This is a genomic window from Leptobacterium meishanense (genome assembly GCF_037645805.1).
Lineage (GTDB): Bacteria > Bacteroidota > Bacteroidia > Flavobacteriales > Flavobacteriaceae > Leptobacterium_A > Leptobacterium_A meishanense.
The window spans coordinates 1-22,748 of sequence record NZ_JBBEXE010000009.1; the positions used below are offsets into that span (position 1 = coordinate 1).

General features: G+C 35.3%; 24 protein-coding genes and 3 tRNA genes. 16 read left to right on the top strand and 11 right to left on the bottom strand.

Going from position 1 to position 22,748, the window contains the following annotated elements; all coding sequences use genetic code 11:
• The 4 genes from WBG21_RS09870 to WBG21_RS09885 form a co-directional block, all read left to right on the top strand.
• Positions 1-778, top strand: a 778-nt coding sequence (locus WBG21_RS09870) for an AAA family ATPase (RefSeq protein WP_340077417.1), incomplete at its 5' end; no start/stop codon positions are given.
• Positions 779-990: 212 nt separating this feature from the next.
• A complete protein-coding gene (locus tag WBG21_RS09875; RefSeq protein ID WP_340077419.1) occupies positions 991-3,258 on the top strand; it encodes an aconitate hydratase in 2,268 nt (755 codons plus the stop codon).
• 125 nt (positions 3,259-3,383) lie between these two features.
• Complete coding sequence (locus WBG21_RS09880) at positions 3,384-3,941, top strand: TlpA family protein disulfide reductase (protein WP_340077421.1); 558 nt, start codon at positions 3,384-3,386, stop codon at positions 3,939-3,941.
• Between the two features lie 62 nt (positions 3,942-4,003).
• Positions 4,004-4,570, top strand: coding sequence for a TlpA family protein disulfide reductase (locus WBG21_RS09885; RefSeq protein ID WP_340077423.1), 567 nt, complete (start codon positions 4,004-4,006; stop codon positions 4,568-4,570).
• 56 nt (positions 4,571-4,626) lie between these two features.
• Here WBG21_RS09885 and WBG21_RS09890 read toward each other — a convergent pair.
• The 3 genes from WBG21_RS09890 to WBG21_RS09900 form a co-directional block, all read right to left on the bottom strand.
• A tRNA-Leu gene (locus tag WBG21_RS09890) sits at positions 4,627-4,710 on the bottom strand.
• A 19-nt stretch (positions 4,711-4,729) separates the two neighbouring features.
• Positions 4,730-4,802: transfer RNA gene (locus WBG21_RS09895), tRNA-Lys, on the bottom strand.
• Between the two features lie 84 nt (positions 4,803-4,886).
• Positions 4,887-4,959, bottom strand: a tRNA-Lys gene (locus tag WBG21_RS09900).
• Positions 4,960-5,072: 113 nt separating this feature from the next.
• Here WBG21_RS09900 and WBG21_RS09905 point away from each other — a divergent pair.
• On the top strand, positions 5,073-5,582 hold the full coding sequence (locus WBG21_RS09905; RefSeq protein WP_340077425.1) for a shikimate kinase: 510 nt from the start codon (positions 5,073-5,075) through the stop codon (positions 5,580-5,582).
• On the opposite strand, the gene WBG21_RS09910 is transcribed toward WBG21_RS09905, so the two are convergent.
• The 3 genes from WBG21_RS09910 to WBG21_RS09920 are packed head-to-tail and all read right to left on the bottom strand — an operon-like array spanning position 5,574 to position 7,039.
• Entirely contained in the window at positions 5,574-6,080 is a 507-nt protein-coding gene (locus WBG21_RS09910) for a phosphoribosyltransferase family protein (RefSeq protein ID WP_340077427.1), read from the bottom strand. The two genes, WBG21_RS09905 and WBG21_RS09910, sit on opposite strands and share 9 nt — an antisense overlap.
• A gap of 1 nt (position 6,081) precedes the next feature.
• Complete coding sequence (locus tag WBG21_RS09915) at positions 6,082-6,663, bottom strand: class I SAM-dependent methyltransferase (RefSeq protein WP_340077429.1); 582 nt, start codon at positions 6,661-6,663, stop codon at positions 6,082-6,084.
• On the bottom strand, positions 6,650-7,039 hold the full coding sequence (locus WBG21_RS09920) for an RNA-binding S4 domain-containing protein (RefSeq protein WP_340077666.1): 390 nt from the start codon (positions 7,037-7,039) through the stop codon (positions 6,650-6,652). The genes WBG21_RS09915 and WBG21_RS09920 overlap by 14 nt, the downstream gene beginning before the upstream one ends.
• A gap of 83 nt (positions 7,040-7,122) precedes the next feature.
• On the opposite strand from WBG21_RS09920, the gene WBG21_RS09925 reads away from it, so the two are divergent.
• Positions 7,123-8,022: an FKBP-type peptidyl-prolyl cis-trans isomerase gene (locus WBG21_RS09925; protein ID WP_340077431.1), complete on the top strand. Its 900-nt coding sequence runs from the start codon at positions 7,123-7,125 to the stop codon at positions 8,020-8,022.
• 42 nt (positions 8,023-8,064) lie between these two features.
• Here WBG21_RS09925 and WBG21_RS09930 read toward each other — a convergent pair whose 3' ends face one another.
• The 3 genes from WBG21_RS09930 to WBG21_RS09940 are packed head-to-tail and all read right to left on the bottom strand — an operon-like array spanning position 8,065 to position 10,562.
• Positions 8,065-8,685, bottom strand: coding sequence for an outer membrane beta-barrel protein (locus WBG21_RS09930; protein ID WP_340077433.1), 621 nt, complete (start codon positions 8,683-8,685; stop codon positions 8,065-8,067).
• 48 nt (positions 8,686-8,733) lie between these two features.
• Entirely contained in the window at positions 8,734-9,687 is a 954-nt protein-coding gene (locus tag WBG21_RS09935) for a transketolase family protein (protein WP_340077435.1), read from the bottom strand.
• A gap of 29 nt (positions 9,688-9,716) precedes the next feature.
• Entirely contained in the window at positions 9,717-10,562 is an 846-nt protein-coding gene (locus tag WBG21_RS09940) for a transketolase (RefSeq protein ID WP_340077437.1), read from the bottom strand.
• Between the two features lie 172 nt (positions 10,563-10,734).
• On the opposite strand from WBG21_RS09940, the gene tgt reads away from it, so the two are divergent.
• From tgt to WBG21_RS09970, 6 genes are all read left to right on the top strand, one after another.
• Entirely contained in the window at positions 10,735-11,865 is a 1,131-nt protein-coding gene (tgt, locus tag WBG21_RS09945) for a tRNA guanosine(34) transglycosylase Tgt (protein ID WP_340077439.1), read from the top strand.
• 1 nt (position 11,866) lies between these two features.
• Complete coding sequence (locus WBG21_RS09950) at positions 11,867-12,943, top strand: LptF/LptG family permease (protein WP_340077441.1); 1,077 nt, start codon at positions 11,867-11,869, stop codon at positions 12,941-12,943.
• On the top strand, positions 12,930-13,838 hold the full coding sequence (locus WBG21_RS09955) for a DMT family transporter (RefSeq protein ID WP_340077443.1): 909 nt from the start codon (positions 12,930-12,932) through the stop codon (positions 13,836-13,838). The genes WBG21_RS09950 and WBG21_RS09955 overlap by 14 nt, the downstream gene beginning before the upstream one ends.
• 38 nt (positions 13,839-13,876) lie before the next feature.
• The gene (locus tag WBG21_RS09960; RefSeq protein WP_340077445.1) at positions 13,877-14,830 is read left to right on the top strand and encodes an acetyl-CoA carboxylase carboxyltransferase subunit alpha; all 954 of its coding nucleotides are present in this window, start codon (positions 13,877-13,879) and stop codon (positions 14,828-14,830) included.
• Positions 14,831-14,999: 169 nt separating this feature from the next.
• Positions 15,000-16,550, top strand: a complete 1,551-nt coding sequence (gene dnaB, locus WBG21_RS09965) for a replicative DNA helicase (protein WP_340077447.1) — start codon at positions 15,000-15,002, stop codon at positions 16,548-16,550.
• 97 nt (positions 16,551-16,647) lie between these two features.
• Entirely contained in the window at positions 16,648-17,859 is a 1,212-nt protein-coding gene (locus tag WBG21_RS09970; protein ID WP_340077449.1) for an asparagine synthetase B, read from the top strand.
• Between the two features lie 67 nt (positions 17,860-17,926).
• Here WBG21_RS09970 and WBG21_RS09975 read toward each other — a convergent pair whose 3' ends face one another.
• Positions 17,927-18,538 (bottom strand): LytR/AlgR family response regulator transcription factor, encoded by a 612-nt coding sequence (locus tag WBG21_RS09975; protein WP_340077451.1) that lies wholly within the window; start codon positions 18,536-18,538, stop codon positions 17,927-17,929.
• A gap of 488 nt (positions 18,539-19,026) precedes the next feature.
• Between WBG21_RS09975 and mazG the strand changes: the two genes are divergently transcribed.
• From mazG to WBG21_RS09995, 4 genes are read left to right on the top strand one after another with little or no spacing between them, the layout of a single operon-like run.
• Complete coding sequence (mazG, locus tag WBG21_RS09980; protein WP_340077453.1) at positions 19,027-19,800, top strand: nucleoside triphosphate pyrophosphohydrolase; 774 nt, start codon at positions 19,027-19,029, stop codon at positions 19,798-19,800.
• Positions 19,801-19,856: 56 nt separating this feature from the next.
• A complete protein-coding gene (locus tag WBG21_RS09985; RefSeq protein ID WP_340077455.1) occupies positions 19,857-21,230 on the top strand; it encodes an MATE family efflux transporter in 1,374 nt (457 codons plus the stop codon).
• Positions 21,231-21,251: 21 nt separating this feature from the next.
• Positions 21,252-21,482: a hypothetical protein gene (locus tag WBG21_RS09990; protein WP_340077457.1), complete on the top strand. Its 231-nt coding sequence runs from the start codon at positions 21,252-21,254 to the stop codon at positions 21,480-21,482.
• An 11-nt stretch (positions 21,483-21,493) separates the two neighbouring features.
• A complete protein-coding gene (locus WBG21_RS09995; protein WP_340077459.1) occupies positions 21,494-22,078 on the top strand; it encodes a phosphatase PAP2 family protein in 585 nt (194 codons plus the stop codon).
• Here the strand turns inward: WBG21_RS09995 and WBG21_RS10000 are convergent.
• Entirely contained in the window at positions 22,075-22,746 is a 672-nt protein-coding gene (locus tag WBG21_RS10000; protein WP_340077461.1) for a hypothetical protein, read from the bottom strand. The two genes, WBG21_RS09995 and WBG21_RS10000, sit on opposite strands and share 4 nt — an antisense overlap.
• Between the last annotated feature and the right edge of the window lie 2 nt (positions 22,747-22,748).

The following is a 22,748-nucleotide window of genomic DNA, read 5'->3' on the forward strand; positions in this document are numbered from 1 at the left end:
GAATACTATAGCAAAAGCATTAGGGCTTGTATTTAAACGTATTCAGTTCACCCCGGATTTGATGCCAAGTGATATTTTAGGAAGTGAGATATTAGATCAAAACCGTGAATTTAAGTTTATAAAAGGTCCTGTCTTTGCCAATATTATTCTAGCAGATGAAATAAACAGGACGCCGCCCAAAACCCAATCAGCACTTCTGGAAGCTATGCAAGAGCGTGCCGTTACCATTGCGGGACATCATTACGAACTTGATTTGCCTTATTTTGTATTGGCTACTCAAAACCCTATAGAGCAAGAAGGCACCTATCCACTTCCTGAAGCTCAACTGGACCGTTTTATGTTTGCGATAGAATTAAATTACCCTTCATACGAAGAAGAAATAGAGGTAGTTAAAACAACAACTTCTGATAGTGAAGCTTCCATAAAACCATTATTTAATGCACAGGAAATCATTGCCATTCAGCAACTCATAAAGAGAATCCCGGTAGCTGATAATGTCATTGAATATGCAGTTTCACTGGTGGGTAAAACAAGGCCAAAAGGTTCTTTAGCTACGGAGCTAGTGAATCAATATGTAGACTGGGGAGCAGGCCCTAGAGCTTCACAGAACCTCATATTAGGAGCAAAAGCCCATGCTGCAATTCATGGGAAATATTCACCTGACATAGAAGATGTAAAGGCGATTGCTCCCGGTATATTAAGGCATCGTGTTATTAAAAATTACAAAGCAGAGGCGGAAGGCATCACGATAGATACAATTATCCAAAAACTTCTATAAACGCTACTGTAAGCTAGGAATAGTTTATATAAATCATTCTTTTTACCAGATTAACAAAAAAAGCAGTATAAATTAAGAATATCCTATTTTTGAGTGTTAAAAATAATATTTCATTGAATTATTTTTATAAAAAGATTTGTTCTTTTAAAAACTTTAAACTGTCGTGCTATTTTTATAATTTTGCAATGCTTTCAAACTAAAAACAGATTTTTATGGCCTTTGACATCGAAATGATCAAAAAAGTTTACAGCCAATTTCCTAAAAAAGTAGATAAAGCAAGAAAATTAGTTGATAAACCATTAACATTATCGGAAAAAATATTATATGCCCATCTTTGGGATGAGATGCCCTCGAAACCATATATCAGGGGAAAAGATTATGTAGAATTTGCTCCGGACAGAATTGCTTGTCAGGATGCAACAGCACAAATGGCCCTACTTCAATTTATGCATGCAGGAAAACCAAAAGTAGCTGTACCAACTACGGTACACTGTGACCACCTTATACAAGCAAAAGTAGGAGCTGAGGTAGATCTTAAAAGAGCCAATCAAAACAGCAACGAAGTATTTGACTTTCTAGAGTCAGTATCCAATAAATATGGAATAGGTTTTTGGAAACCGGGAGCCGGAATTATTCACCAAGTAGTGCTTGAAAACTATGCTTTTCCGGGAGGTATGATGATAGGTACCGATTCCCATACAGTAAATGCAGGAGGGTTAGGAATGGTAGCCGTGGGTGTTGGAGGTGCAGATGCTGTTGATGTAATGGCTGGGATGCCGTGGGAGTTGAAATTTCCGAAACTGATAGGTGTAAAGCTTACAGGAAAGCTTTCAGGTTGGACAGCACCTAAAGATGTTATACTCAAGGTAGCAGGTATCTTAACTGTTAAGGGAGGAACCGGAGCCATCATTGAATATTTTGGAGAAGGCGCTAAATCGATGTCATGTACCGGAAAAGGAACTATATGTAATATGGGAGCAGAAGTAGGTGCGACCACCTCTACATTTGGATATGATGAGTCTATGGAACGGTATCTTCGCTCAACAGATAGGGCTGATGTAGCTGATGCAGCCAATGAAATAAAAGAGTATTTGACGGCAGACCCTGAGGTATATGAAAATCCTGAACAGTACTTCGATCAATTAATAGAGATTAATTTATCAGAATTAGAACCACATTTGAATGGGCCATTTACACCTGATTTGGCAACACCAATATCTGAAATGAAAGAAGCTGCGAAGAAGAATGATTGGCCTTTAAATGTAGAATATGGTTTGATAGGTTCGTGTACCAATTCATCATACGAAGATATTTCAAGAGCTGCTTCATTGGCCAAACAGGTTGCTGATAAAAAACTGAAGACAAAATCAAACTTTACAATCACTCCAGGTTCAGAACAAGTCCGATATACGATTGAACGTGATGGTTTTATTGAAACCTTTAATAAAATTGGAGCTACTGTTTTTGCAAACGCATGTGGCCCATGTATAGGTATGTGGGATAGAGAAGGAGCTGAAAAACAAGAACGTAATACGATTGTACATTCCTTTAACAGAAACTTTGCAAAACGTGCAGATGGAAACCCGAATACAATGGCTTTTGTAGGTTCTCCGGAATTAGTAACAGCTATAGCAATTTCGGGAAGACTGGATTTTAACCCGATTACTGATACCCTTATTAATGAAGAGGGAGAAGAAGTAAAATTGGATGAACCTAGAGGTTATGAATTACCACCTGAAGGTTTTGCTGTAGAAGATGCAGGATATATAGGACCTAAAGAAGATGGAAGTGATGTAGAAGTTGTTGTTAAGCCCGACTCAGAACGGTTACAATTATTAGAACCCTTTGAACCGTGGGACGGCAAAAATATTATGGGGGCAAGACTGCTTATTAAGGCTCATGGAAAATGTACAACTGATCATATTTCCATGGCAGGACCATGGTTACGTTTCAGGGGGCATTTAGATAATATTTCTAACAATTGTTTGATAGGTGCTGTGAATGCGTTTAATATGAAGACCAATTTTATTAAAAACCAACTTACAGGAGAATACGGCGGTGTTCCTGATACGCAACGCGTATATAAATCAGCAGGGGTGCCGACAGTTGTAGTTGGTGACCACAATTATGGAGAAGGTTCTTCCAGAGAGCATGCGGCTATGGAACCAAGGCACTTAGGAGTGAAAGTAGTATTGGTAAAATCGTTTGCACGTATTCACGAAACTAACTTGAAAAAGCAGGGGATGCTTGGCATCACTTTTGCTAATGAAAAAGATTATGACCTTATTCAAGAAGACGACACCTTCAATTTTGTTGATTTGGCAGAATTTGCCCCGGAGAAACAATTGACTATAGAATTGGTACATAGTGATGGTTCAAAAGACATGATAAAAGCAAACCATTCTTATAATACAACGCAGATAAGGTGGTATAAGGCCGGCTCAGCATTAAACCTTATTAAGGCACAAAATAACGGCTAGGCAAAAATCAGATATATTGAAAAGCTCTTGATTTCCAAGAGCTTTTTATTTTACCAGTTATAAAATATATTGATATGATAAAACTAGATTAATTAGTAGCTTTGGCCAACCCAATATCACTTTAAATGAAAATTACCAGGAAATCGATATATAACCTATTAGTCATCTTAATCATACTGGCATTTTTTGTTACACCTTTAGGAGATCAAAGTAAAATACTTTTAAATAGAATATTTGCATCTAGCCCTTATGTGATTGAAGAGGTTCAACGAAAACCTATCTCCGATTTTGATTGGAAACTGAAAGATGATGATTGGAATTTTTTCAACTTTGAGGTTTCCAAAGGGAATGTAATATTTGTGCATTTTTGGGCTTCATGGCAAATCCCGTCAATTGCAGAGTTGCATAGTATTCAAAAGCTATATGATAACTACAAAGAACAAGTTGACTTTTATATTATTACCAATGAAGAAAAAGAGCCTGTAGAAACCTTTATGAAAGAAAAAAAGTATACATTCCCGGTCACTTATCTTATCATAGGAGAGAAAATGCCTTTTAATGCAGAAAAAATCCCATCTACGTATATCCTTGATAAAGAAGGAGATATTGCTGTAGAAAAGAAAGGAATAGCCAATTGGAACAGTAATACTGTAAAAGAATTATTAGACAACTTAATAGAATAGTGCCATTCGTTATGTTAGAAATGAGTTATATGTTCGACTAATGTAAGGTATCACAATAAAATATGAAGATTACGAAAAATCAAGTTTCAAATTTGGCATTGTTAGTTTTTATTGGAGTTTTTATGTTTACTCCGATAGGAACTACTATTAAGATATGGGTAAACAAAGCAATTGCATTTAGCCCTTCAGTTATCAAAGAAGAAAAAAGAAGAGAATTAAAAACATATGAATGGAAATTGAGAAATATTCAAAATGAGAAGGAGTTACTAGATTTTTCTAAAGTTGAAGGGAAAGTTGTATTAATAAACTTTTGGGCTACATGGTGTCCACCATGCATAGCGGAAATGCCAAGTTTACAATCATTATATGATGATTACCAGGAAGAGGTAGTTTTTTTATTTGTTACTTTTGAAGATGTAGAGAAAGTGGAACCTTTTTTAACAAAAAGACAATACAATTTTCCAGTATACCAACCTGTAACAAAAATCCCAAGAAAGTTGCGCTCCAGAAGCATCCCTGCTACCTATCTGATAGACAAAGAAGGAAAGATTGTGATTGATAAGAAAGGGCCCGCAGATTGGAATAGTAGTAAAGTACGAAAGCAAATAGACGAGCTTCTTTCGAAATGATTATATCATTTCTTTTCCGGTTTACAAAGCTTTTATTAGGATAATAAGGAATTTTGTGCCCACGACTGGATTCGAACCAGCACGTCCTTTCGAACACCACCCCCTCAAGATGGCGTGTCTACCAATTTCACCACGTGGGCCAATGCAGAAAGATTAATGTGACCTGGCTGGGGCTCGAACCCAGGACCCTCTCCTTAAAAGGGAGATGCTCTACCAACTGAGCTACCAGGTCTTAAAAATCACTAATTAGACTATAAAGTTTTAGCCAAACAACTCAATAATAAATCTGATATATTTTAGGATTTATTAAAAGAAGTGACCTGGCTGGGGCTCGAACCCAGGACCCTCTCCTTAAAAGGGAGATGCTCTACCAACTGAGCTACCAGGTCTGACATAACTATGATTGCTTAATGCGGGTGCAAATATAACATCATTAATTTATTTTTCAAGGGTATTTTAGCATAAATTTGTTTTTTGAATCTTGACGAAATAAATTGATTTTATGATAGTATTAATCGGGTATATGGGTAGTGGAAAAACAGTCATTGGCAAGCTACTTTCAGAAAAATTCCAACTTCCTTTTATTGATTTGGATGATTACATTACATCAAATGAAGGGATGTCTATTAGTCAATTATTTAAAGAAAAAGGAGAAATTTATTTTAGAAAGCAAGAGTACGGTGCCTTGAAAAAAATATTAGCTTCAGAAGCCAATGTAATATTGTCTGTTGGAGGAGGAACACCATGCTATGGAAAGAATATGGAAATGATTTTAGACAAAACAAAGAATGTGTTTTACCTTAAGGCATCTGTAGATACGCTTGTAAATAGGTTGACACATGAGAAAGAAGAGCGGCCATTAATTAAAAACATAAAAACTAATGAACTTGCTGAGTTTATAACGAAACATTTGTTTGAGAGAGGGTTTTTCTATCTTCAGGCGCATCATATTATAAATGTTGATGACGTATCAACTAAAAAAGTTGTTGAAGCCATACGAAGGCTATTGTAAGTAAACAGCATCTTTATTATTCTTGCCAAATGTAACTATGACTTTTTCTTGAAGTGAAGTAGATAATGAAATACCCTTAAAATCAGCTTTTACAGGGAATCGTTTATGGTTTCGATCAACCAAAACAGCAGTTTTGAATTTTTTGAGGGGGACATTTAAAAAATGCTTGACAGTATATATCAGAGTGGATCCCGAGTTTAACACATCATCTATTACGACTACAGACTTGTGGGAATACATTTCTTCGGGTATGGATGTTGTAATGGAAGAGAGCGGGTTTTCTTTATCAATTTTCACTTCGCATACTATAACTTTTAAAGGGCTAATCTTTTCAAGGACTTCTCTAATTTTGGAAGTTAAGAAGATTCCTCCGGGAGCAATCCCTGCCAAGACGATCTCATTATCATCCACAAAAGTTTCATAGATTTGATAGGCGATGCGTTTTATTTTGTGGGCAATTTCATCATGTGCAAGAATCTGATTTTTTGTAACAGTCATATTACTTTTTTTCAAAGATAAAAAAGAGTTCATTATCTTCACGGGGTTTGATTGAATTATAACAAGTTTCTAGCTTATGAATATTAAAATAGGGACTGAAGCATGACTTATATTCATCTATGCTCCCTCCGAAAGGAGGCCCTTTTTCTGTTAATGGAAAATTGAACAAAACACCGGCAATTATTCCTTTTTCATTTAGCAACGTTGCTGCTTTTTTTGCATAAGCACTTCTTTGTTCCGGTAATAATGCACAGAAAAATGTCTGTTCTATGATAAGATCATATTTTTCTTGGTGGTTAAAAAAATCATCCTTTATAATTTGTGTATCAGGAAACGAAGGGTTTTGATTTTTAAAATTTTCTAATGGATGTTTAGCTATATCTAAAAGAAAAGTATTTTTAAAACCACTGTTGAATGCATATACAGCCTCATAACCATTGCCTCCTCCTGGTAAGAGAATTTTGGTGTTTTTATTGTGGATTTGATCTAGGTATTCTTTTATAGGAGTGCTCACGTAGCCAATATCCCATTTTGTCGACTTATTTTGATAACGATTCTCCCAATACTCCTTATTCAGTTTCATTTAATGATTGTATATTTCCGGTGTAATCATCGATATCTCTTCGATCTTTTTTTGTAGGCCTGCCTTCCCCTTTTTTACGGTAATATTTTTTGGCATACCGCAATTGTTCTACGTGCCCAAAAACATCCTTTGGAGTAGTATCAACCCGATATAAATCAACCAATTTAGCACTCACTCTATTTTCAGGAATTGCTATCACAGTAAGTTGATAGTTAATTTGGTTTTTTCTTAATACTATATTGTCAGAAGGAAATACTTCTCGAGAAGGCTTAATTATTTGGTCATTTATTCGCACATGTCCTTTTTTACAAGCTTCTGCAGCCATATTTCTTGTCTTAAAGTAACGTGTACACCATAAAAACTTATCAATCCGCATGTGATCTATCAAAAATGTTCGTTAATGTTTTAAGCAAAAATAAGAGAAAATTGTATCTTGTGCGCATTAATATATACTAAGTGATGAAAGTAAGTAAAGCAGGTTTTTTATTGTTGTTTACGTTAATGGTTTTTATTTTTTCCTGTAAAAAAGATGATGACTCTAATGAGGAACCGGAAGTTCGGGATTTAGCAGAGGTAGCTATAGAAAATGATGAAGAAATAATAGCATTTTTACAAACTCATTTTTATAATTATGAGGCATTTCAAAATCCTCCTGCTAATTTTGATTTTAAAATTGTTATTGATACCATAGCAGGAAATAATGAAGATAAAATTCCATTAATTGATCATGTGGTTTCTAAAACAATTGTATTAAAAGATATAAATGACAATGATGTTCCACACAAACTTTATTACTTAAATGCACGAGAAGGAATAGGGGGGCAACCTACGGTAGCAGATTCTACCTTTGTAAGGTATGAAGGATTATTATTAGACAAAACCCGTTTTGATAGCTCAAATATTCCCATATGGTTTGATTTACTAGCGAGTATACGAGGTTTTGCAGAGGGTGTTTCAGAATTTAAGGCGGGAGGAATACCAATAAGCAATCCCGATGGAACGATAGATGTTGAAGGTTTTGGAGTTGGGATGGTTATAATGCCCTCGGGACTGGGTTATTTTGCACGTCCACCTACTTTTATAATCCCTTTATACGCACCTCTGATATTCAATATTCAGCTTCTTGCAATGAATGACTCAGATCATGATCGTGATGGTATTCTATCTATAGATGAAGATATAGATGGAGATGGAAACCCCACAAATGATGATACCGATGGAGATGGAGTTCCTAATTATTTAGATACGGATGACGATGGAGATGGAACGTTAACTATTAATGAATATGATGAAAATAATGACGGTATACCGGACGACTCCGATAGTGACGGCATACCCGATTATCTTGATAATGAATAATTTAAAAAGCCTCTTTTTTCTATTGAGGCTTTTTAAAATTAGTTATAATTTTAAAGAAACACTAAATATAATTTGGGAAGGTCTGGAATCTACTCTACCTGCCAAGTTGTTATTAATATTTTGGCTTATAAATGCGGCTTCATTATCTGAGAATCCCCTCTCATATCGAACATCTAACCCTAAGTTCCCTATTTCTACTAAAGCTCCTATGTTAAGACCTAATGATATATCACTCTCAACATCACTTAAATCAATGTCATCAATATCTAAATCGTTATCAAGAATATATTGGAAGGAAGGCCCTGCAAATACACTTAAAGGGCCAATAATTTTATATCCTACCAAAATAGGAAGATCTATTTTTTGAACATCATAATTTATATTATCATACTGGCTTTTTGTTTTAGTATAAACCAACTCGGGTCTTAAATAAAAACTCAAAAGCTTTATTTTTCCATAAAAACCTACATGATAACCTGTTTTGGATTCTGAACCTTCAATAATATCTTGTCCAGCATTTGTAATATCTTGGACAGTTAAGTTTCCATTAGAACTATAATTTAAACCTGCTTTTATTCCGAAAGAATTATTACTTCTTTGCGTTTGAGATAATGCGATAGACCCTATTAAGAGGAATAAAACAAATAATTGTTTTTTTATCATGGTTAACATATATTTAGATTGTGCCTTTAAAACGTTTGTTAAGAATAATTATTTTCTTTTGATGGCTTTATGTACAGCTTTTATAATAACATGACTGTTTAACCCGTACTTTTCCATGAGTTGTGCAGGTGTGCCGCTTTCTCCAAAGGTATCTTGCGTGGCAATAAATTCTTGAGGAACAGGATCGTTCTCTACTAATACTCTAGCAACACTCTCTCCCAGACCTCCTAAATAGTTGTGTTCTTCACAAGTCACGATGCATTTTGTCTTTGCAACAGACTTCAATATTGCTTCTTTATCTAGAGGTTTTATAGTATGAATGTTAATAATTTCTGCTGAAATACCTTCTTTTTCAAGTTCTTCTCCGGCAACAATCGCTTCCCATACTAAATGACCTGTAGCAATAATAGTTACATCTGTTCCTTCATTTAATAAAATAGCTTTTCCAATTTCAAATTTTTGATTTTCAGGGGTAAAAACAGGAACGGCAGGTCTGCCAAACCGCAGGTAAACAGGTCCGTGATGTGCAGCTATGGCAATAGTCGCTGCCTTTGTTTGGTTGTAATCACAAGGATTGATAACTATCATGCCGGGGAGCATCTTCATAAGCCCGATATCTTCTAATATCTGGTGTGTAGCACCATCTTCTCCTAATGTAAGACCTGCATGTGAGGCACATATTTTAACATTTTTATGTGAATAAGCAATAGATTGCCTTATTTGGTCATAGACCCGTCCGGTAGAAAAATTAGCGAAAGTACCTGTGAACGGAATTTTTCCTCCTATGGTTAACCCGGCAGCGATTCCCATCATGTTAGCCTCAGCGATACCTACTTGAAAAAAACGATCAGGATTTTCTTTTAGAAACGTATCCATTTTTAGAGAGCCTATTAAATCCGCACAAAGAGCCACAACATTTGGATTGGTTCTTCCAAGTTCAGTAAGCCCTGCTCCAAAGCCACTACGTGTATCTTTTTTTTCAGTATAGGTATATTTTTTCATGTGTGTTAGTGTTAAAATTCAAGGTGTCTTTAATAATCTCCTAGAGTTTCCGGGTTTTGTTCCAGTGCTTTTTCCAGTAATTCGTCATTTGGGGCTTTCCCATGCCATGCATGGGTATGCATCATATAATCTACTCCATTGCCCATCTCTGTATAAAGAAGCACACATACAGGTTTTCCTTTCCCAGTTCGTGTTTTTGCTTCTTTCATTCCTGTTATGATGGCATCAATATTATTTCCTTTTTTGATCTCCATGACGTCCCAATCAAAAGCTTCAAATTTTGCTTTCAGGTTTCCTAAAGGCATCACATCGTCTGTAGCACCATCTATTTGTTTTCCATTATAATCAATAGTCGCTATGAAATTGTCGACCCTTTTCCCAGAGGCAAACATCATAGCCTCCCAATTTTGCCCTTCTTGTAACTCGCCATCACCATGTAAGCTATAAACAAGATGATTGTCATTATTTAATTTCTTAGCGAGAGCAGCTCCAATAGCTACAGACATCCCTTGCCCTAAAGAACCTGAGGCAATCCGGATACCAGGTAACCCCTCATGAGTGGTTGGATGTCCTTGTAATCGTGAGTTGATGTGCCGGAATGTATTTAACTCTTTAACCGGAAAAAAGCCCCGCCTTGCAAGGACACTATAATAAACCGGAGAAATATGTCCATTAGATAAGAAAAAAAGATCCTCTCCAATACCGTCCATATCAAAAGTATCCTTTATGTCCATAATTTCGTTATACATTGCAACGAAAAACTCCGTACAACCTAAAGACCCTCCCGGGTGACCAGAGTTTACTTTATGTACCATACGAAGAATGTCTCTTCGGACTTGAATTACTAAATCATTTAGCTGTTTTGTTGTAGCCATTAGAATAATTATATAGATGATTTGCCAAAAGTAAACCTTTATTGAAGGGTTGCAAAGTTATTTTAAGGGGACTTTTTAACGAAATACAGTTAATAAATGAATAATTTTTAGAGTTTTATTTAGAGGGGTTTGCTCTACTGTTGAGTATCTTTGCCGACTGACGTTTGTTTTTATGAAATTTGAACTAAAAAAGAAAGATATACAGACAAAAGCCCGTGCAGGGGTAATTACTACACATCATGGAAAAATAGAGACGCCTATTTTTATGCCTGTAGGTACTGTAGGTTCAGTAAAAGGGGTTCATCAACGAGAATTAAAGGAAGATATTGACCCGGATATTATTTTGGGAAACACCTACCATTTATACTTGCGCCCACAAATAGATATTTTAGAAAAAGCTGGGGGGTTACATAAATTTATTGGATGGGACCGAAATATATTGACAGATAGTGGAGGATATCAAGTATATTCCCTTTCAGCCAATAGAAAAATTAAAGAAGAGGGTGTAAAGTTCAAATCACATATAGATGGTTCTTATCACATATTTACTCCTGAAAATGTGATGGAAATCCAACGGAGTATTGGAGCCGATATTATTATGGCTTTTGATGAGTGTACGCCTTATCCTTGTGATTATGAATATGCGAAACGTTCGATGGAGATGACACATCGATGGCTTGATAGGTGCATTAACCATTTTGAAAAAACACTTCCAAAATACAATTATGAACAATCGTTATTCCCTATTGTACAAGGATCGGTTTATAAAGACTTAAGAATGCAATCAGCAGCGTATGTAGCAGCTAAAGAAGCAGAAGGAAATGCAATAGGTGGTCTTTCTGTTGGGGAACCTGCCGAGGAGATGTATGCAATGACTGATGCAGTATGTTCTGTTTTACCGGAAGACAAGCCCCGTTATTTAATGGGTGTAGGAACACCTATTAATATTTTGGAATGCATTTCTTTGGGAGTTGATATGTTTGATTGTGTGATGCCCACCCGAAATGCCCGAAATGGAATGTTATTTACAGCACGTGGGACTATTAACATTAAAAATAAAAAATGGGAAGACGATTTTTCCCCGATAGATGAATCAGCTATTACGTTTGTTGATACACAATACTCTAAAGCATATTTACGGCATTTATTTTCGGTAAATGAACTACTGGGAAAGCAGATAGCGACTATTCATAATCTCGGGTTTTATTTATGGTTGGTTCGTGAAGCCAGAAAACATATCTTAGCGGGAGATTTTTTGGACTGGAAAAATCAGATGGTTGCTCAAATGGACAATCGTTTATGAGATGAAAATTGTAGATAAATACATCTTGAAACGCTATTTATTCACGTTTTTTGTGATGTTGCTCTTATTTATCCCTATCGGGATTATGATCGACATTTCCGAAAAGGTTGATAAAATGATAGAGCGGGAAGCTCCGTTTAATGAGATTTTGGGCTATTATCTTGATTTCACTATTCATTTTGCCAATTTCTTATTCCCTATTTTTTTATTCTTATCGGTTATATGGTTTACGTCGAAGCTTGCTAATAATACAGAGATTATAGCAATATTAAGCTCCGGGGTTTCTTATACCCGATTTCTAAGACCTTATTTTATAGGGGCGTCCATTGTGGCAATTCTCACATTTTTAATGGGAATGTTTATTGTTCCTAGTGCCAGTAAAGGATATAATGAATTTAGGTACAAGTATTTGAAGAAAGGGAAGCAAGACAGGGAAACTACCAATCTTTTCAATCAACTTAATGACAACGATTATATTTATGTAAGTAGTTTTGAACCTAATAATAAAATTGGCTATAATTTTACATTAGAGCACTTTGAAGACAATAAACTTGAATATAAGATAACGGCACGGAATATACGATGGGTGGAAAAAGATAGCGTTTACCGACTGTCTTCTTATTTAAAGAGGGTCATTGGTGAGGGAAAAGATAGCCTTATTACCGAAAGAAGGAAGGATACGTTATTCAGTTTTAATTTGGACGATTTGACCCCTGTTTCTTATATAGCAGAAACTAAAAACTTATTCGAATTGAATAAATTTATCAAAAAAGAACAAAGAAAGGGATCATCCAATATTAACACATACTTATTAGTCAAATATAGGAGATGGGCGTTGCCTGTTTCAGCATTTATATTAACGGTTATTGCAGTAGCAGTATCTGCTATGAAAAGAAGAGGAGGGATGGGAGTAAACCTTGCGTTGGGTATTTTTATTGCATTTGTATATATTTTCTTTGATAGGATATTTGGCACTATGGCAGAACGATCCGGGTTTTCGCCATTTTGGGCCGTGGCATTTCCAAATATTATTTTTGGCGTTTTAGCACTTTATTTATTGAAAAATGCTAAACGATAAGCTTAAAAACTACCTTAGCTTACACCTCATAGTCTTTATATGGGGCTTTACTGCAGTACTTGGTGCATTAATAAGTATTAATGCTATTGCGTTGGTATGGTATAGAATACTGCTCTCATTGCCTTTCATTTTTGTTTTTATTTGTATTAAAAAGATACCTTTAGTAGTGCCCAAAAAAACCTTTTTTGGATTTATTTTTGGGGGAATTATTATTGCGTTACATTGGATAACTTTTTTTGGGGCAATTAAAGTAGCTAATGTATCTGTTACTTTAGCGATGATGTCAACAGGCACCTTTTTTGCAGCTATCATGGAACCAATATGGTACAAACGAAAAATGTTATGGTATGAACTTATTTTTGGACTGATTGTCATTGTTGGATTATTTATTATTTTCAAGGTAGAAGCTAGCTATACAGAAGGAATTGTACTTGCATTAATATCTGCTTTTTTATCAGCTGTTTTTGCGCTATTGAACGGAAAATTTGTTCATTTATATAAACCATCAGTAATTACATTTTATGAATTAGTGTCGGGGGTTTTCTTTATTAGCATTTATCTGGTATTTTCTGGCAATTTCAGTAAAGTTTTTTTTTATTTACAAACAATGGACTGGATATATCTGTTGATTTTATCTTCTATATGTACAGCCTATGCGTTTATTATATCTGTAAAAGTGATGCGCTATGTAAGTCCATATACTGTAATGCTCACTATTAATCTTGAACCTGTATATGGAATTTTATTAGCCTACTTTATATTGGGAGACTCAGAAAGCATGAGTAAGGGTTTTTATATAGGAGCCATTGTCATATTGATGACAGTTATAGCAAATGGAATTATCAAGAATTATAAAAGAAGGAAAGGAAAAAATCATTTAAGCAGTACCGTATAAAGTTTTATCTTTGCATGCTGACCTAAAGAAAAAAACTAATGGAATATTTAGACTTTGAACTACCTATTAAAGAATTGAAAGAGCAATTAGATAAATGTGCGATCATAGGAGAAGAAAGCGATATAGATGTTTCTGACACTTGCAAGCAGATTGAAAAAAAACTTGTTCAGGCGAAGAAAGAAATATATAAAAACTTAACAGCATGGCAACGGGTACAATTATCCCGACACCCTTCTAGGCCTTACACGCTTGATTATATAAAAGCCCTTACCAAAGGGACCTTTCTTGAACTTCATGGAGACAGAGGTGTAAAAGATGACAAGGCTATGATAGGCGGTTTGGGAAAAATAGGAGACCAAAGTTATATGTTTATAGGTCAGCAGAAGGGATATAATACGAAAACCCGCCAATATCGGAATTTTGGAATGGCAAACCCTGAGGGATATCGGAAAGCACTTCGTTTAATGAAGTCTGCAGAAAAATTTGGACTTCCAGTAATATGCTTAATAGATACTCCCGGAGCATATCCAGGCATAGAAGCAGAAGAACGCGGACAAGGAGAGGCTATTGCCCGCAATATATTAGAAATGACCAGATTAAAAGTACCCATCATAGTAGTCATTGTAGGTGAAGGAGCTTCTGGAGGAGCATTGGGGATAGGAGTAGGAGATAAGGTGTTAATGTTAGAAAATACATGGTACTCAGTGATATCGCCGGAATCCTGTTCATCTATATTATGGAGGAGCTGGGAATACAAAGAACAGGCAGCAGAAGCTTTAAAACTTACATCTGTTGATATGAAAAAGCTTCATTTAGTCGACGATATTATAAAAGAACCACTTGGAGGAGCACATTCTGATAGAGAAACCACATTTAAGACAGTCGAAAAGGCAATTATTTCCAATTATGAAGCGCTAAAAAAGTTATCACCACAAGAATTGGTGAAGCAGCGGATGGATAAATATGCAGCAATGGGGGTTTATAAAGGATAACACGCTTAGTAACAACACTATCGAAAAAACCGAAGATTCAATCTTCGGTTTTTTTGGCATTATGAACAAAAAGTAGTAACTTATTAACAGTTAAATTGTTAATGAGTAGTGAAGATTGATTCTTTGACAAAAGAGCAAGGTAGCTCATAATTTTTCTACATTCGCAGTCATGGAAAAACCAAACCCTATAGTGAACCTTCAAGTAGACAGGAGTAATGTTGTTAATCTTGAAAAAGGAAAAATACCACCTCAAGCGATTGATATTGAGGAAGTTGTAATTGGAGCAATGATGATTGACAAGAAAGGGGTTGATGAAGTAATAGACATTCTTCATCCGGAAGTTTTTTATAAAGAAGCACATCAATATATTTACGAGGCGATTCTAAAATTGTTTGAATCCTCTGAACCAATAGACTTACGAACAGTTTCTGAACAATTACGTAAAGATTCTAGGCTTGAATTAGTTGGTGGTGATTTTTACTTGATACAACTGACACAAAAAGTATCCTCTTCGGCACACATTGAGTTTCATGCCCGTATTATACTTCAGAAATATATCCAGAGAAGTCTTATTAAAATATCTAGTGATATTATTGAAGAGGCTTATGATGAAACTACAGATGTTTTTGATCTGTTAGACAATGCAGAGGCAAAACTTTATGAAGTAACGCAGGGAAACATCAAGAAGTCTTCTGAAACAGCTCAAAGCCTTGTAATACAGGCAAAGAAAAAAATAGAAGAGATATCAAATAAAGAGGGATTGAGTGGAATTCCATCCGGATTTGACAAATTAGACCGTTTAACATCGGGGTGGCAGCCCAGCGATCTTGTCATTATTGCAGCCCGTCCGGGTATGGGAAAAACAGCTTTTGTGCTTTCAATGGCAAGAAACATTGCAGTAGATTATAATATCCCTGTGGCTGTCTTTTCGTTAGAAATGTCATCAGTACAGTTGATTACACGGCTTATTTCTTCAGAGACCGGGCTTTCTTCTGAAAAGTTGCGTACTGGAAAATTAGAAAAACACGAGTGGGAACAATTAAATGTAAAAGTAAAAGGATTAGAGAAGGCCCCTATTTTTATAGACGATACTCCTTCACTTTCTATTTTTGACCTTAGGGCAAAAGCACGAAGGCTTTCCTCTCAACATAAAATACAACTTATCGTTATAGATTATTTACAGCTTATGACAGCCGGGGGAAGTCAAAAAGGAGGGAACAGAGAACAAGAGATATCCACAATTTCTAGAAATTTAAAAGCATTGGCAAAAGAACTGAATGTTCCAGTTGTTGCATTGTCTCAGTTATCCAGAGCGGTAGAAACCCGTGGAGGCAGTAAACGGCCATTATTGTCTGACCTTCGTGAATCGGGAGCAATAGAACAAGATGCGGATATAGTATCCTTTATATATCGGCCTGAGTACTATAAAATTGAGGAATGGGACGATGAAGAACGCTCCCCTACTCAAGGTCAGGCAGAATTTATTATAGCAAAACACCGGAACGGCGGTTTAGATAATATTAGGTTAAAATTCATTGGACAACTCGGAAAATTTGATAATTTAGATGACTTTGATTCACCTTTTGAATTTCAGTCCAGAATGAATGAAGGAGAGGGATCCCCTTTTACTCCCAAAAAGCTTCCCGATGCTAATGAAGCTTTTGGAGATTCTTTAAATGATGAATTTGACCCTGATGAAGATAATGGCGTACCGTTCTAGAAAAAAATATATACAGTTTCCCACAATAGGCAAACCTACAACCCTATTATGGAGGAGCTGTTTATTTATGTTTTTGTTTTTGCTTCTTTCTACTAAAATGACAGCATCACATGTCCTTATCCCTATGGATGCAGAAACCCAAAAAAATCATCTTAAAGCATATGGGATAACCTATTGGATGTTAGAAAAGCAGATAAAGGTTAGATGGCTGCTAAATTATCGAGGAGGCTCATTCTTAATTCCCGATTCGGAGGAAGTACGGAAGGAATGTCAGATAAGAGGAGTTTCTTATGAATTGATTTCAGATGCAAAAGCCGGTCTTATTTTGGAAGAAATAAGCAGCCCTTCTAAAAATCAGGAGGCTGTTATGTTGGAAAAAGCTCCAAAGATAGCAGTATATTCACCAAAAGGAAATCAACCATGGGATGATGCAGTAACGTTGGTACTCACATATGCAGAGATACCTTATAAAGTCGTGTATGATGAGGAAGTTTTAAATGATGAGCTGCTTTTATATGACTGGCTGCACCTCCACCATGAGGATTTTACCGGTCAATATGGTAAATTTTATGGAGCGTATAGGGCAACACCTTGGTATATTGAAGGTAAAAAGGAAGCTGAAGCACTAGCGAGTAAGTTAGGATATAATAAAGTATCGGACCAGAAATTAGCAGTCGCATTGAAGATACGCGATTATGTTGTTGGAGGAGGATTTATGTTTGCTATGTGCTCTGCTACAGATAGTTTTGATATTGCACTCTCAGCAGAGGGTGTAGATATTTGTGAACCTATGTTTGATGGAGACCCTTCGGAACCCAATTACCAGTCAAAGATTGATTATGATAAAACATTTGCGTTTGTAAACTATACATTAGAAAGAAATCCTTACCGTTATGAGTTTTCATCTATTGACATGACATCGCAGCGAGCTATTGCTAATGAAATGGACTATTTTACCCTGATGGATTTCTCTGCAAAATGGGATCCAGTCCCAACGATGTTATGTCAAAACCATACAGCTATTGTAAAAGGTTTTATGGGACAAACAACAAGTTTCAAAAGAGACGAAATAAAACCTACGGTTTTAATCTTAGGTGAAAATAAAACTAATGGAGAAGGACGCTATATTCATGGAATTAAGGGCAAAGGGTTCTTTACATTTTATGGAGGGCATGATCCTGAGGATTATCAACATAGGGTAGGAGACCCAAAAACGGAGTTGGAGTTGCACCCAACATCTCCCGGTTACCGTTTAATTTTGAATAATGTATTGTTTCCTGCAGCAAGAAAGAAAAGACAAAAAACATAAAAAAAGCACCATTAAGGTGCTTTGATTGCTATTAGACGTACTTATAATACTTCCTAAAACCAATAAGCTATAATATTTGCATTTCTAATTTTTCAATGGCAGTTAAAAAATTTGCTGTGTATTTTCTTGAGATAGGAACTTCCATATTTAATAAATCCATCTCTACTTTATACCCTTGACTATTCCCTTTAATTTTAAAAACGTTCATTAAATTGATGATGAATGATCTGTGAACCCGTATCAATGGGAAGCTTAATTGCTTTTCAAAAGAGGATAGGCTCCCTCTAAATAATTTTCTTTCAATATTATTGTTTTTAAGGTAATAAATACAAGAATAATTGTCTTCACTTTTAATAAAAAGTAAATCTTTATGCTGTAAATAAAGAACCTCTCTTCCATTAGCCGAGACTAATTTTATTTTTCCTTTAGAGGGTATTGGTGTTGAACTTTTCTGATGCTTTTTTTTATAATTGACATAAAATAATATAAGTATTAGAGCTCCTGCAGCATATGGCAATGTATTAAGAAGCATCTTGAGATATGCCTGCCATGAAGCCTTTGATAAATCAAAAGAGATATTTTGAATAAGAAATACGAATGTTACTATAATGAACGGAACTAAAAAATACCATAGGATTGTAGTAGGTTTCTTTTTTACATATGCTAACTTAATATCCATCTTTTGAAATTTTAAACATATTATTTTTGTGGTTTAACCGTAAAAAATAATTATTAGCACAAAAGAAAATCATAAAAAGATCAAAAACATTGACATATGACAAGAAATAATTAAATAAAGGGATGAATTTTAAGAATAATATTAATGTTATTTACCCCTTTATTGTTTTTTATACCCCATAACCCTTGTTTTTGTCTCTAAGTATTGATTTTTTCACATCAAAATTGATGGATGATCTTTTGATTATAAAATAACCTTTTTTTTGCACCAATATCACTATCCCATGTTTTAACTTTTCCTTCTAAATTTATGTTCTAATAATAAAATCAATTTCTGTTTTTTCTCTTTGCCAACCCTACTAGTAAGATTTAAAATGCTTTTTACTTCTTTATAGTCTTTATTTTGTGCCAATAATGCCAGAAAGCATATCGGGATAAATTTTAAAAAAAAATATTTAATTTATGAATATCTTTATTCAAATTTATTCAATGAACACTAAAGAAGAGCAACTCAAGGCATTTGAACGTTTGTTAATTATAATGGATGAATTACGCGAAAAATGCCCTTGGGACCGTAAACAAACATTCCAAACACTAAGGCACCTTACCATAGAAGAAACTTATGAATTAGGGGATGCGATTTTAGAAAATAATTTACAGGAGATCAAAAAAGAATTAGGAGATTTGCTGTTACATATTGTGTTTTATGCAAAAATAGGAAGTGAAACAAATAGTTTTAATATAGCTGATGTAGCAAATACTATTTGCGATAAACTTATAGCCCGCCACCCGCATATATATGGAGAAGTAGAAGTAGAAAATGAAGAGGAAGTAAAACGGAATTGGGAAAACCTGAAATTGAAAGAAGGCAAAAAAAGTGTTCTGGAAGGGGTTCCTCAAAGTTTGCCGGCGTTGGTAAAGGCCAATCGGATACAAGACAAAGTAGCCGGTATCGGTTTTGACTGGGAGGTCCCGGAGCAGGTATGGGAAAAATTAAAAGAAGAATTATCTGAATTTCAGGAAGAAATCGAATCAGGCGATCCTGAAAAAATAGAAGCTGAGTTTGGCGATGTATTGTTTTCGATGATCAACTATGCACGATTTTTAAAAATCAATCCGGAGAACGCATTAGAAAGAACCAATAAAAAGTTCATTAAACGATTTCAATATCTTGAAAATAAGGCTACTGAAAAAGGAAAAAAACTAAGAGAGATGTCGCTGACAGAAATGAATGTATTTTGGGAAGAAGCTAAGAAAATATAGCTGTTCTTTCTGATTAAAAGTTTCAGAACTGTGTATCTTTGCCGTTTCATAGTCACATGCCACTAACACAATACACCAAAGAATTCCGGTATAATTTACAATTGGCATACCCTGTCATATTAGGAATGTTAGGACATACCTTTGTTGCTTTTGCAGACAATATCATGGTAGGGCAATTAGGAACTGCAGAATTGGCTGCTGTATCGTTAGGGAATAGTTTCATTTTTATTGCGATGTCATTAGGCATAGGTTTTTCAACAGCTATAACACCTCTGGTTGCAGAAGCGGATGCCGAAAAGAATGTAGCTAAAGGAAAGGCTGCACTAAAACACGGACTTCTTCTATGTACAACATTAGGGATTGTTTTATTTCTGTTGATTATGCTATCTAAACCACTCATGTATTACATGAATCAACCAAAAGAAGTGATAGCATTAGCTTTGCCTTATATGGATTTGGTAGCATTATCACTTATTCCATTAGTAATGTTTCAAGCGTTTAAACAATTCTCAGAGGGGCTATCTCAAACTAAATACCCCATGTATGCTACAGTACTGGCTAATGTTATAAATATAGGCCTTAATTATGTGCTTATTTTTGGACATTTTGGAGCACCAAAATTAGGGATTATCGGAGCAGCTATAGGAACCCTAGTATCTCGCATTGTAATGCTTTCCTATTTATGGTGGTTGCTACAACGAAAAGAAAAGTTTCATGTTTATGTTACACATTTTAACTTTGGGGTTGTGAAGAAATCAGTGTTAAGGAAGATTATAGGTTTAGGGTTTCCTTCAGCGATGCAGATGTTTTTTGAAGTAGCCATTTTTACAGCAGCAATATGGTTGAGCGGTGTACTAGGGAAAAACCCTCAAGCGGCAAACCAAATTGCTTTAAACCTAGCTAGTATGACTTTTATGGTAGCCATGGGGCTTAGTGTAGCCTCTATGGTCCGGGTGGGAAATCAAAAAGGGCTAAAGAACTTTTCAGAACTCCGTAGAATTGCATTGTCGGTCTTTCTGCTCACTTTAATATTGGAAATTCTTTTTGCAACATTTTTCCTTGTTTTTAAGGATCTATTGCCAACAATTTATTTGGACGAACACGATTTGTTAAATCAAGTAGATAATTTTGAAGTGATCACCATTGCTTCCCAATTATTGCTGATTGCTGCTTTTTTCCAGATATCAGATGGTATACAAGTAGTTGTATTAGGAGCCTTACGAGGGCTTCAAGATGTAAAAATACCTACATTTATAACATTTATTGCATATTGGGTTATAGGATTTCCGATATCTTTCTATTTAGGACTGTATACAAATATGGGAAGTATGGGGATTTGGATAGGGCTTTTAGCTGGTTTGACAGCTTCAGCAATAATGCTTTATATACGATTTGATTTATTGACGAAAAGGCTTATTAAAGCACTGTAAATTATAATTTATACATACACTATGGACCTTCCAAAATTTTTATTAGGGGACAATACGGATTATCCGGATGCCATCTTTATTGTTCATACTGACTTCCCTCGTTTTGTTATTAATTTAGTAGATGATAATGTAGAATGGCTAGAGGATTTAGATCCTTCTGAAAAAAAAGAGTTAGAAGAAGAGATGGTAGCACTCATCAATGAAGCAACCGGATTTTATGACCGGGAGTTGCAACGCTATGAAGAACAATAAAGAAATAAACTATGTTAGAAAGACTGATTGCGTATGACAAAGAATTATTCATCTTCCTTAACAATTTGGGAAGTGAGCCATGGGATGGTTTTTGGCTGCTTGTAACTGATAAATGGACATCCATACCGCTTTATATAGTTTTACTGGTGCTATCATTTCAAAAATTAGGATTCAAACGTACGTTGGTGGTTATAGTATCAGTAGTGGTAATGATTATAGTAACGGATCAATTAGCAAATGTATTTAAATATGGAGTTGCCCGGCTAAGGCCGTGTCATGATGAAACAGTGATGAACAGTATGCGTTTAGTAAAAGCATATTGTGGAGGGAAATTCAGTTATTTTTCGGCACACGCAGCCAATTCATTTGCTGTAGCCACGTTCTTTGCAATCTTATTCAGACCCTATGTTAAATGGTTTTCTGTAGTATTAGTTATATGGGCATTAATGGTTGCTTATAGCCGTATCTATATTGGAGTACATTTTCCTATGGACATTATTACCGGAATAAGTGTAGGGTTATTAATAGGGTGGCTATTTTTTATTTTGGTTCAAAAAATTAACGATAAAATAATTAGGACAAACAAAACTAGCTAAGCATTTTTCTCGAAAATGTGTTTGTTGAATGGGTTTAGAAAAATAAGAAGAAAAATAACGGCAAAAGCCAATTCATACACCTCCCATTTTCTACTTGACGGGTTTAAGGCCACCAATGCGGTTCCAACCATAAAAGCAATAGTGTGATGCCAATGGACAACTGGTACTGCAAACTCATCAGCCAATTTTTTCAGCCAATTTACTTTTCGGTAGAGTAGTGGGGTAACTATTAAATATAAAACCATCACTACCATCAATAATTGACTAAAGATGATTTTGTTGAGTTTTTTTCCACCTACAACAAGATTGTGTAAGTTGGTTTCCCCCTGCGCATTGTTTTCTTGAAAGAATGTTCCAGATTCTATTTCAAAAATACGCTGTCCCCATGAAATTTCTTCACCTGCTGCAAAAAAGAACAAGACAATAAAAACAAAAGTCCCAAATTTCCAGAGTAGCTTTTTAGACTTCCAAAAGGAAAAAAGATGCCATATGGACAAAAGACTAACACAAAACAGCATTAAGGCAGTGGTCCATTCTACAGGCCCATCTTCAACTGTAAAAACAGTGTCAAAATAAGCAATGTCTTTAAAGCCAAGGTATAGCCCTATTGAGAAAACAACTAAAAGAAAGAAATAACCAATACGTTCTGTTTTTGTAAATGTTTGCATAC